The organism is Isoptericola luteus (assembly GCF_020297055.1).
Classification (GTDB): domain Bacteria; phylum Actinomycetota; class Actinomycetes; order Actinomycetales; family Cellulomonadaceae; genus Isoptericola; species Isoptericola luteus.
Window position 1 is genome coordinate 290,055 of sequence record NZ_JAIXCQ010000004.1, and the last position, 12,407, is coordinate 302,461.

The window sequence follows — 12,407 nt, forward strand, 5'->3', positions numbered from 1 at the left end:
TCGGGCAGGCGGTCAGCCGCAGGTGGGTGCCGGGTCGGACGGCGGCGCGCCGGACCCGATGAACCCGACGGTGGCGCTCGCCCCCGGAGCGAGCGTGCCGTTCCACGACTCGTTCGTGGCCTCGACGACCGAGCCCTGCGACGTCACGACGCCGCCCCAGGCCTGCGTCACGGTCCCGGGCGCGGCGTCCCAGGTCACGGTCCACCCGCTGAGCCCGTCCGGCCCGGCGGTCACCGTCACCTGGCCCTGGTACCCGCCGTTCCACGAGCCGACCGTCGCATACTCGGCGGTGCAGCCCTCGACCGGCGCGGCCTCCTGGGTGGTGGCCGTCACCGGCGCGGACTCCTGCGAGACGTTCCCGGCGGCGTCACGCGCCGAGACCGTGTACTCGTACGACGACCCGGCGTCGAGCCCGTCGTCCGTGAACGTCGTGACGGTGCCGCCGGTCGTCCCGACGACCTCGCCGTCGCGCCGCACCGTGTACCCGTTCACCCGGGTGTCGTCGGTCGACGCCTCCCAGGCCAGCGACGCGGTGGCGTCCGTGGTCGCGGTGACCTCGAGGCCCGCCGGGACGGTGGGTGCCTGCGTGTCGTCCGAGGGGACGTCGTCCTCGCCGAACAGCCGGTCGTAGTCCGCGAGCGCCGTCGCGACCGCCGTCTGCGCCCAGAACCGGTGGTAGGTGAACTCGGGAGCGGGCCCGCCGTCGAGGTGGTCCTGGACCTTGGACCACTGCGGGTCGTCGAGGTAGAACGAGCGCATGTCGAGGAACGAGACGCCGGGCTCGACGACGTCGCCGTTCGGCATGGTCCCGCTCCACCCCTGGGGCACGTAGACGCCGTCGCCGTCCGTGGTGGTGAGCACGTCGTCGAAGCGCGCGTAGTCGGTGCGCGTCTCGGTGGTGGCCACGCCGACCGGGTCGCTGTTCTGCGTCCAGATCGCGTCGAGCAGGTCGTGCGCGACCTGCTGTGCCTCGTCGTGGGTGGCGCCGGTACCGCCGGCCGCGTAGTACATGAGCGACCGGGCGAGGGCACCGGCGACGCCGACGTCCTGGCCGTAGGCGGTGACCTCGACGCTCAGCCCGGCGTTGTCGCCCGGGTTGTCGGGGTCCCAGTCGTCGGGCTGGCCGGACCACGCGAGGTTCGACGGGATCTCCCACGAGTCGGCGGAGATCGTGATGTGGTCCATCACCCAGGGCGCCCACTTGTCGAGGATCGCCTCGGCGCGCTCGTCCCCCGTCTCCTCGTACAGCTGGGCGATGCGCTCGACGCCCCAGCCCTGCATGCCCATCCAGGAGTTCGACGGCGGGTCGTGGTACACGGGTGCCTCCTGGTAGCCCATGCCGTAGAACGTGGCGACGTCGTCCGGCCGGTCGGCGTAGTGGCCGTCCCAGCTGTTGGTGGAACCGCCGGCGATGCCGCCCTCGGGCGACTGCAACCACTGGAACAGCTCGATCTGCCGGTCCATGCTGGTCTCCCAGTCACCGGCCGCGGTCGGCGAGTCGGGCACCAGCGCCGGGTCGTTGGCCAGCGCCCATGCCGCCATGGGGTTCTGGTAGCCGAAGTGCGCGTGGCTGGAGCCGATGCGCCACGCCCACGGCGACGAGGTGTCCAGCGCGCCGCCCCACGCGTAGTACCAGGACAGGAGGTAGTGCGCGCTGTCCCGGCCGCTGCCCGCGGCGCAGGACGTCGACTCGCAGCCGGGCGTCTTGAAGTACTTGTCGAACAGGGCGTACCGCAGGTAGTCGCCCATCTTCGAGGCCTTGCCCACGGTGTCGGCGACCGCCTCGGGCTGGCCCTGCTCGGTGGCGAACTTGTTCGCCCAGTAGGCCGCCTCGACGGCGCGGGCGTCCGCGTCGGGCGCGTTGGTGTACTTCCACTGCTGCGCGTAGCTCGCGTCGCCCGTGAAGAGGTCGAGGTAGCCGTTCTCGCCGCCGTAGCTGAAGTCGTCGATCGACGGTTGCGGCACCGTCTCCCAGACCGACTCCTGGGGGCCGCGCTGGAACGTGTTGATGTACGACGTGCCCTCGTGGTCGGGGCCGAGGAGCTCCGAGGACCCCGGCGCGGCGCCGTAGCCGTAGACGTTGTCGACGTCCGCGAGCCAGTGCATGCCGTAGATCTCGGACGTGCCGTAGGTGGACTCCAGCTCCGCCCCGATGGGGTCGGACCCGACGGGCACGGTGCCGTCGAGCTGGGAGGGGTACTGGCTCGGGTGGTTGAACTCGGGTGCGTAGGTCGCCGGCGACGCCGGGTCGTACGCCCCGTTCGTCGGCTGGTTCTCGGTGGTGGGGATCATGTACGCCTCGAGCGTGTCCCAGGCGTGGTTGAAGGGCTCCCAGTCGCCCGTGACCTGCCCGTAGGAGGTCTCCAGCCACAGCCAGAACGAGTACGCCTCGCTCGTGGTCTCGTGCCCGTAGTCGGGAGCCTCCACCATGAGCGTCTCGACGGAGTGGTACGGGATGCCCTGCGGGGAGAAGTAGCCGTTCGCCGGGTCGTGCACCTTGTCGTACAGCTCGAGGAAGCGCTGGGTGTACTCGCCGTCGGCGGCCACGGCGGCGACCTCGACGCCGGCGGCGACCTCGGCCCCGGCGTCGACGGCCAGGGCGGGCGTGAGCGGCGCGGCGCCGGCGGTCGCCAGCGGGAGCGCGGCCACGGCGGCGAGCGCGCCCAGCGTGAGGACGGTCCGGCCTCGCGGCCGGTGGGCTGTTCGGGGCATCGTGCACCTCTCTTCGTCGGGAGGCTCGCCCGTGGCCGGTCGGCGACCGGCGCCCGGCGCACGTCGGCGACCCGGCGGGGAGCACCCTTCGAGGCTCACGGGCGCCGATCCGGGCGACAACGGGCCCAAACGTTTCTGTGCCCCGGGCGAGGCTCTCTATCTCGCGGTCCGGAGTTCTCTATCTCGCGGTCCGGAGTTCTCTATCTCGCGGGGCGGGGCACTCTGTCTCGCGACGGGCTCGCCTGCCGCGGCGCCCGGTACCGGGCCAGTGCGTCCCCCGCCCGGCGCAGCGCCTCGATCGCGTCACCGGCCGGCGTCGGCAGCCCGACGACCCGCTCGATCCCCACCGCGGCGCCGAGCACCGCGCGCAGCCGCGCCACGCGTTCCCGTGCGGAGGCCTCGTCGGCACCGTCGAGCAGCACGACGACGTCGCACGGTGCCGCCGCGTACGCGCAGTCCGCGCCGCCCAGCTCGCCCTGCAGCCGGTGGAGCGTGGGTACCGAGGGTGACTGGGGGAAGCCCAGCGCGAGGAGCTGCCAGTCGTAACCGTCGACGCGCCGGGCCCGCAGGATCGCGCGCTCCAGCCGGTCGACGAACAGGTCCCGTGCGACGAGTCCGGTGTCGGGGTCGGCGAGCACCCGTTCGCGCAGCTCGCTGCGGAACAGCCCGAGGTCGGAGAGCACCGCCATCGCCCCCACCATGCGGGCCGGGCGGTCGCCGGCGTCGTGCACGGTGACGGCCCGGCAGCGCACCCGCACGTACCGGCCGTCCGCCGCCCGCACGCGGTGCTCGACGTCCAGCGGCTGGTGGGCGCCGGAGAGCTGGGCCGCCACCGCGGCGTGCACCGCGCGGGCGTCGTCGGGATGGACGCGGCCGAGCCACTCCTGCGCGTCGTCGCCCAGGTGGCGCACGTCGCAGCCCACGATCCTCGCCCAGGCCTCGGAGTACCGCACCTCGCCGGACTCCACGTCCCAGTCCCAGGTGCCGTCCTGGGAGGCGATCTGGACGAGCGCCGCACGCTCCCGGCTCGCCTCCACCTCGAGGGCGAGCACCCGCTCGCGCTCGGCAGCCTGCGCCAGCTCCCGGCGCTGGTCCTGCAGGGAGCTGAGCATGCCCTCCGCGTCGAGCGCGACCGACAGCATCGCGGCCCAGTGGTCGTACCGGACCCGCGTGCTGGTCGAGCGCGCGTCGACGATGCCGCCCACCAGCAGGAACCCCCGGTCGCTGCGGCCGAACGCCACCCGCGTCACCACGGTCAGGGTCCGCGGGTCGGTGAGCTCCGAGGGCGGGAAGTCCGCGAGCTGGAGGGCGGTGCCCACCAGACGTTCCGCGCCCGGCACCCCGCGGGCGCCCACGATGCGCAGCAGGCGCCCGCCCGAGGACTCCGCATCGTCCTCCCACAGCGCGAGGGCCGCGGCCCCGCTGTGCCCGCGCGGGAGCCAGTCGAGCCGGCGCAGGGCGGCGCCGTCGGACCGCATCAGCTCCAGGTCGACCTCGTTCTGCTCCGCGATGTCCTGCTCGAGGCGCCCCACCCGGACGAGCGCCGGCTGGGAGCAGCCGTGCACGAACGCCACGAGCACGTGCCGCGCGGTGTCCTCCACGGCCGCGAGCCGTGCCGCTCGCCGCGGCACCTGGGCTCGCCCGGGCGACGGGGTGCGCCGCCCCGCCTCGCGGGTCCAGCGCGCCGCCTCGGCGCGTACCGCGGGGACCAGCTGCTCGAGGGCGTCGGGCGAGGGCCGCAGGGCCGCCGTGCGGTCCGCGAGCTCGGCCAGCGCGTCCACCGGCGGGACGACGGCGAGCTCCGCGGCGCTGCGGAACATGCGCTGCAGGGCGTGCAGCCACACGTCGACCGGGCTCGGCCGCCGCCGGAGCGCCCCGTGCCCACCCCCGTGCCCACCCCCGTGCCCGGCTCCGTGCCCGGCTCCGGCGGGCGACGTCGGCGTGCCGTCGGTGACGCACGGGAAGGCCACCCGGGCGACGTCGGCGAGCATCGGCTCGTCGTCGGGCCGGCGTGTGGTCGTGCCCGCCACGACCAGGTCGCCGCGCACCCCCTCGACGCAGCCGCACGACTCCCGGGTGATGAGCGCAGAGCGTGTGAGGCGGTGCGTGCCGGTCACCGCCAGGCCGCGCAGCCGCGCCAGCATCAGCTCGGCCGCCCGCTCCCCCACCGCGTCGTGCATCGGGTCCACCGTGGACAGCCGCGGCCTGGCCCGGGCGCCCGAGTCGGAACGGTCGACGCCGACGACCGCCTGGTCCTCGGGCAGCTCGAGCCCGGCGGCGCGCAGCCCCCGCATGAATCCGATCGCGTTGCGGTCGGTGGCCGCCAGGGTGGCCGTCGTCGGCAGCTCCCGCTCGACCAGCCGGCGGGCCACTGCCTCCGCGCTGGCCTCCTGGTTGTCGCGGGTGGCGTAGAACCACTCCGCGCGCGCCTCGAGACCGTGCGCGGCGAGGGCCCCGCGGTAGGCCTCGTACCGCTCCAGCGTGTCCTGCTGGTCCGTGTTGCCGACGAACCCGATGTGCCGGTGCCCGTGCGCCACCAGGTGGTCGACGGCGGCACGCACCCCGCCGGAGTTGTCGGGCACCACGCTCGGCGCCCGCAGACCCTCGCCCTGGACGCCCAGGAGCACGAGCGGCACCCCCGACTCGTCGAGGGCGCGCAGGTCGCCTTCCGCGAGCGCGGTGGTCACGACGACGAGCCCGTCGAACGACCGTCGTCCCACCACGTGCCGGTGGGCGGGCGGGACGGGGAACTCGTCCCGGTCCAGGTCCGCCGGGTACGTCTGGACCGCGACCACGCGGTGTCCTGCCGCCCGGAGCACCCGGGCCATCCCGGCGAGCGTGCGCCCGAAGTAGAAGCCACCCAGCACGGGGCACAGCACCCCGACCGTCAGCCGCCCTGCCGGCGGCCGTCCCGCCGTCGTCACCTGTCGTCCTGCCTGCGAAGGCATTCGCGCCACCGTCCTCACCGTTGAGTACTGCGTGCCCTGGTGCATCATCTCCCGAAACACGGCACAGTGTGGGAGCGTGACCACCAACGGGGGTGCGAAGGGCGCACCGAGCCGCCCTCGGCGCCTGACGATCACCGACGTCGCCCGGGCCGCCGGCGTCTCGATCTCGGTCGTGTCGTACGCCCTGAACGACCGCCCGGGCGTGTCCGACGCGACGCGGCGGCACGTGCTGCGCATCGCCTCCGACCTGGGCTGGCGCCCGAGCGCCGCCGCCCGGTCCCTGCGCTCCCAGACCCGCAGCCTGGCCGTGCTCCTGCCCGGCGACGCGCCCACGACGTCGGCCCTCGACGTCGCGACGGGCCTGCAGTCCGCTCTCGCGGACGCCGGGGTCGCCGTCTGCGTCGAGGTCGCCCCGGACCGGGCGGCGGCCGCCGCGCGGCTCGACGCCACGTGGACCGAGGGCCGGCACGCGGGCTTCGTCGCCACCGACCTGCTGCGCGACGACCCCCGGGTGCGCACGGCCGAGCGGGTCGGTGCTCCGCTGGTCCGGGTCGCTCCCGGCCCGCACCCTCCGCACTCGCCCGTCCCCTCCGGGGCCCCGGCGGACGGCCGCGTCTGGTTCGACGGCTGGGCGGAGGGCGACGCCGCGCGCTACGTCGTCGGGCTGGGGCACCGGCGGCTCGCCCTGTTCGTGCGCGACGAGCGGCTCGAGGGCGCGCGCTGCCTGCTCGCGGGGCTGGCGGACGCCGCCGACCGCGTCCGCGCGACGGTGGAGGTCGTCGAGTACGGGCGGGTCGAGGAGACGTCGTCCGCGGCCGCGCGCCTGCTCGCGACCCCGCTGCGTCCCACGATGGTGGTGACCGACGACGACCTCGCGGCACTGGCCGTGCTCGAGGCGGCGCGCCGGCGCGGCCTGCGGGTGCCCTGGGACGTCTCCGTGCTCGCGGGCGAGGACAGCCCGACGTGCCGGCTGCTCGACCCGCCGCTGACCGCCGTCGCGCGACCGCACGCCGCGCTCGGCCCCCGGGTCGCGGCGGCCCTCGCGCCCGCCCTGAAGCCTGCTGCGGGGCCCACCCGTGCCGACCGCGACGGTCCCGGGGACGCCGAGCCGGACACCCCGGCTCCCGTCGCCGCCCGGCTGCTGATCCGCGGTTCGACGGCACCCCCGGCAGCCTGACCCGCCGGCGCGGGCCGCCGCACGAGCGGGACGGGACGCCGCACCGGCGAGAAACGTTTCGTGCGGTGTCCGCCCGGCCCCGTCCGGTCCAGGTTGGGAGGAGTCGGCCGTCCGGCCGGCGCGCGGGCCTCGCGCCCGCGGCAGTCGAGTCCCTGGAGGCCCCCGTGCCGTCCCGATCCCCACGACCTCGCAGCGTCGCGTCGGTCGCCGCAGCGCTCGCCATGACGGCGGCGCCGCTGACCGTCGCGACGCTGCCGGCCCAGGCCGCCGAAGCACGGGTGGACAACCCGTTCGTCGGCGCCACGCAGTACGTGAACGACTACTGGTCCGCCCACGTCGAGGCGACGGCCGCCCAGGCGGGCGGCGACCTCGGCGCGCAGATGCAGGCCATCGCCGAGGAGCCCACCTCCGTCTGGATGGACCGGATCAGCGCCATCGAGGGCAACGCCGACGGGCCGGGCCTGCGGTACCACCTCGACGCAGCGCTGGCCCAGCAGCAGGGCGACACGCCGATCGTCGTGAACCTCGTCATCTACGACCTGCCCGGCCGGGACTGCTACGCCCTGGCCTCCAACGGCGAGCTCCCCGCGACCGCCGAGGGCATGGCCCGCTACCGGACCGAGTACATCGACCCGATCGCGGCGATCCTCGACGACCCGGCCTACGAGAACCTGCGGATCGTGGCGACGATCGAGCCGGACTCCCTGCCGAACCTCGTCACGAACATCAGCGAGCCGCTGTGCCAGGAAGCGGCCCCGTACTACCGCGAGGGCGTCGCGTACGCGCTCGACGCGCTGCACGACGTCGGCAACGTCTACAGCTACATCGACGCCGCGCACGCGGGGTGGCTTGGCTGGCCCAGCAACGCGCAGCCGGCCGCGCAGCTGTTCGCCGAGGTCGTGGGCGACACCGAGGCGGGCTTCGACTCGGTGGCGGGCTTCGTCACCAACACCGCGAACTCGACGCCGCTCGCCGAGCCGTTCCTTGAGGACGTCCAGCTCGGCAGCACGCCGGTGCGCTCGGCGACCTTCTACCAGTGGAACGCCGACTTCGACGAGACGGACTGGACGGCGCACCTCTACGACCTGCTGGTCGCCGAGGGTTTCCCGTCGTCGATCGGCATGCTCATCGACACCTCCCGCAACGGCTGGGGCGGGCCGGAGCGGCCGACGGAGCTCAGCTCCTCGACCAACCTCGACACGTATGTGGACGAGTCCCGCGTCGACCGCCGCACCCACCGCGGCGCATGGTGCAACCCGGACGGCGCCGGCATCGGCGAGCGGCCGCAGGTGGAGCCCGCCGGCTACCCGGAGTCGCACCTGGACGCCTTCGTCTGGGTCAAGCCCCCGGGTGAGTCGGACGGCTCCTCGGAGGAGATCCCGAACGACCAGGGCAAGCACTTCGACCGCATGTGCGACCCGACCTTCGCCTCCCCCAAGCTCGACGGCCTGCTGACCGGAGCGCTGGGCGGCGCGCCGCTGTCGGGCCAGTGGTTCGAGGCCCAGTTCGAGATGCTGGTGGCCAACGCCTACCCGGCGATCGACGGTGACGAGCCCTCCGAGCCCGACACGACGGCGCCCTCGGCGCCGAGTGGGCTCGTGGCCGGCGCGGTCTCGGCGACGTCGGCCGAGGTGAGCTGGGACGCCTCGAGCGACGACACCCGCGTGACCGGGTACACGGTGCTCGTCGACGGTGCGGCCGCCGGCACCACCGCCACCACGTCGTTCACCCTGACGGGCCTCGACCCGGACACCTCGTACGCGGTCACCGTGACCGCGCGCGACGCGGCCGGGAACGTCTCGGCGGCCTCGTCGGCGCTCACCGTCACCACCGCGGAGGCGGGCAGCGGCGACGACGTCGAGGCGCCGACCGCGCCCGGCGACCTGGCGGCCTCGGCCGCCACCGAGGACTCGGTGACGCTGGGCTGGAGCGCCTCGAGCGACGACACCGGCGTCACGGGCTACACCGTCCTGCGCGACGGGGCAGAGGTCGGTGAGGTGACCGGGACGTCGTTCACCGACTCCGGGCTCGACGCCGACACGGCGTACTCCTACTCCGTGACGGCGCACGACGCGGCCGGGAACGTGTCCGCACCGGCCACCGTGTCGGCGCGGACCGCACCCGGCGACCAGGAGCCGTCCGGGGAGTGCGCCGTGACGTACACGGCGAACTCGTGGAACACCGGGTTCACGGGGTCGCTGACCATCGAGAACACCTCGGGCGCCGACCTCACCGGCTGGACGCTGACGTTCTCCTTCCCTGACGGCCAGCAGATCACCCAGGGCTGGTCCGCCCAGTACAGCCAGTCGGGGGCCGACGTCACGGTGACCCCGGCCGACTGGAACCGGACCCTCGCGGCCGGTGCGAGCGTCTCGGTCGGTTTCAACGGGACCCACTCCGGCGCCAACGGCGCACCCGCCTCGTTCGCGCTGAACGGGACGAGCTGCACGGTCGGCTGAGACCGGCACCCAGCGGGGGGGGGGGGGGCGGGGCCCCCCCCCCCCCCCGCCCGCCCGTCCTCGTCCGAGGACGGATCCCCGCGACCGAGCGACAGGAGCGACACGGCCCCTGTCCCGGAGCGGGATGGACCGTCGGCGGCCGCGGAGCCGTCCTCGAAACGTTTCACCCACGCCGCGCGTCGAAGCGCTTCGAATACGGTGGCGCCGGGCGCGAGGACGCGCCCCGGGCACCGCCCGACCGTCTGCACGAGGGAGTGAGACATGAGGCGCAGAAGCAGACCCGCGGTCGCGGCGCTCGCCGCGTCCGCCGTCGCCGTCTGGGGACTGGGTGCCGCCGCGCTGGCGACACCCGGCACGGCGCCGTCGGCCTTCGCCGCCACCGACGACTACGCGTGGGGCAACGTCGAGATCGTGGGCGGCGGCTTCGTCCCCGGCATCGTGTTCAACCAGGGCGAGGCGGGGCTCGCCTACGCCCGCACCGACGTCGGGGGCGCCTACCGCCTCGACCCGGGTTCGCAGCGCTGGACCCCGCTGCTCGACCACGTCGGCTGGGACGACTGGAACCGGTCCGGCGTCCTGAGCATCGCCCCCGACACCGTGGACACCGACAACGTCTACGCGATGGTCGGCTCGTACACGAACTCGTGGGACCCGGGGAACGGCGCCGTCCTGCGCTCGTCGGACCGCGGCGAGACCTGGGCGGCGACCCCGCTGCCGTTCCAGGTGGGCGGCAACATGCCCGGCCGCGGCATGGGCGAGCGGCTGGTCGTGGACCCCCACGACAACGACGTGCTCTACATGGGCACCGAGGGCGGGCACGGCCTGTGGCGCAGCACGGACGCCGGCGTGACGTGGGCCGAGGTGACGAGCTTCCCCAACCCGGGCGACTACGTGCAGGACCCGGACGACCCCAACGACTACCTCACCAGCAACCAGGGCGTCGTCTGGGTGGTGTTCGACCCGTCGTCGGGCAGCGCGGGGTCGGCCACCCAGACCGTCTACGTCGGCGTCGCCGACAAGGAGAACAACGTCTACCGGTCCACCGACGCCGGGGCCACGTGGGAGCGGGTGCCCGGCCAGCCCACGGGGTTCGTCCCGCACAAGGCCGTGCTCGACGACGCGGGGCAGCAGCTCTACGTCGCGACGTCGGACACCGGCGGCCCGTACGACGGCGGCTCGGGCGACGTCTGGCGTCTCGACGTCGCCAGCGGCGAGTGGACGCAGATCAGCCCCGTGCCGTCGTCGAGCGCGGACGCGGCCTTCGGCTACTCCGGCCTGACGATCGACCGGCAGGACCCCGACACGATCATGGTGGTCAGCCAGATCTCGTGGTGGCCGGACATCCAGGTCTACCGCAGCACCGACCGGGGCGAGACGTGGGCCCCGATCTGGGAATGGGCCGGTTACCCGGCCCGCACCCTGCACTACGACCTCGACATCTCCGGCGCGCCCTGGCTCGACTTCGGCAAGCAGCCCGCCGAGCCGGAGCCGAGCCCCAAGCTCGGCTGGATGACGGAGTCCTTCGAGATCGACCCGTTCGACTCCGACCGGTTCCTCTACGGCACCGGCGCCACGGTGTACGGCGGCGAGAACCTCACCGACTGGGACACCGGCGGCACCGTGCAGATCGGGGTGCGCGCCCACGGCATCGAGGAGACCGCCGTGCAGGACCTGCTCGCGCCGGCGGGCCCGACCGAGCTGATCTCGGGGATGTACGACATCGGCGGCTTCGTGCACGACGACATCTCCCAGGTGCCGTCGTCGTTCTACGCCCAGCCGTACCACTCCGGTGTGCTCAGTCTCGACGCCGCGGGCACCGACCCGTCCGTCGTGGTCCGCGCCGGGCAGGGCGACGGCGCGGAGTCCCACCTGGGCGTCTCCACCTCCGGCGGCGGCTCGTGGTGGGCGGCCCAGGAGCCGTCCGGCGTCACCGGGGCCGGGACCGTCGCCGTGAACGCCGACGGGTCGCGGATCCTGTGGAGCCCGGAGGGTGCCGGCGTGCACGTGTCCACGACGCTGGGCTCCTCCTGGACGGCGTCCGGCGGGGTGCCGGCCGGAGCCCGCGTGGAGGCGGACCGCGTCGACCCGGACGTGTTCTACGCCGTCGCCGGCGGCACCTTCTACACCTCGCACGACGGCGGAGCGACGTTCGCCGCGTCACCGGCGCAGGGCCTGCCCGACGCCGGGAACGTGCGGTTCGCCGCCGCGCCCGGCCACGCGGGTCACGTCTGGCTCGCGGGCGGCGAGGCCGACGGCACCTACGGCATGTGGCGGTCCACCGACGCCGGCGCCACCTTCTCGGCCGTCGCGTCGGTGGACGAGGGTGACACCGTCGGCTTCGGCAAGGCCGCGCAGGGCCGCGACTACCCCGCCGTCTACACGTCGTCGAAGATCGACGGCGTCCGCGGCATCTTCCGGTCCGACGACGCCGGCGCGAGCTGGGTGCGGATCAACGACGACGAGCACCAGTACGCCTGGACGGGCGCGGCGATCACCGGCGACCCGGACGTCTTCGGCCGCGTGTACGTCGGCACGAACGGGCGCGGCATCGTCGTCGGGGACTTCACCGGCACGGAGCCCGACCCCACCGAGGAGCCCACACCCGACCCGACGGAGGAACCCACCCCCGAGCCGACCGACGAGCCCGGGGACGGCCCGTGCGCCGTCGCGTACGACGTCGCCGGCTCGTGGCCGGGCGGCTTCCAGGGGTCCGTGCGCGTCACCAACACCGGAGGCTCGACCGTCGCCGGGTGGTCGCTCGAGTGGGACTTCACCGCCGGTGAGCAGGTGAGCCAGGCCTGGGGAGGCACGGTCTCGCAGTCCGGCTCGCACGTGAGCGTCGAGGCCCCGGGCTGGGCCACCGACCTCGCCCCGGGGGCGTCCGCGGACGTCGGCTTCATCGGCACCGGGACGCCCGGCGAGCCGACGGGCTTCTCGGTGGCGGGCGAGGCCTGCACCACCGGCTGACCCCGGACTCCCGCCCCGCCTCGCCCCGCCCCCCGACCCCGACCCCGACCCCCGCCGAACAGGAGGCTGGTCCCGCTATGGCGCCCGGATCGGCGCCCAAGCGGGGCCCGCCACCCGTGAGGCGGCCGGCAACGGGCCGCCCCG

General features: G+C 74.6%; 5 protein-coding genes. 3 read left to right on the top strand and 2 right to left on the bottom strand.

Annotated features, from left to right (window positions below):
• Window positions 1-12: 12 nt before the first annotated feature.
• Window positions 13-2,712: a glycoside hydrolase family 48 protein gene (locus LEP48_RS08235; protein ID WP_225565098.1), complete on the bottom strand. Its 2,700-nt coding sequence runs from the start codon at window positions 2,710-2,712 to the stop codon at window positions 13-15.
• A gap of 200 nt (window positions 2,713-2,912) precedes the next feature.
• Window positions 2,913-5,660: a substrate-binding domain-containing protein gene (locus LEP48_RS08240; protein ID WP_225565099.1), complete on the bottom strand. Its 2,748-nt coding sequence runs from the start codon at window positions 5,658-5,660 to the stop codon at window positions 2,913-2,915.
• A gap of 76 nt (window positions 5,661-5,736) precedes the next feature.
• On the opposite strand from LEP48_RS08240, the gene LEP48_RS08245 reads away from it, so the two are divergent.
• From LEP48_RS08245 to LEP48_RS08255, 3 genes are all read left to right on the top strand, one after another.
• Entirely contained in the window at window positions 5,737-6,837 is a 1,101-nt protein-coding gene (locus tag LEP48_RS08245; protein WP_225565100.1) for a LacI family DNA-binding transcriptional regulator, read from the top strand.
• A gap of 164 nt (window positions 6,838-7,001) precedes the next feature.
• Entirely contained in the window at window positions 7,002-9,296 is a 2,295-nt protein-coding gene (locus tag LEP48_RS08250) for a glycoside hydrolase family 6 protein (RefSeq protein WP_225565101.1), read from the top strand.
• Between the two features lie 261 nt (window positions 9,297-9,557).
• Window positions 9,558-12,263, top strand: coding sequence for a cellulose binding domain-containing protein (locus LEP48_RS08255; protein WP_304608328.1), 2,706 nt, complete (start codon window positions 9,558-9,560; stop codon window positions 12,261-12,263).
• Window positions 12,264-12,407 lie beyond the last annotated feature (144 nt).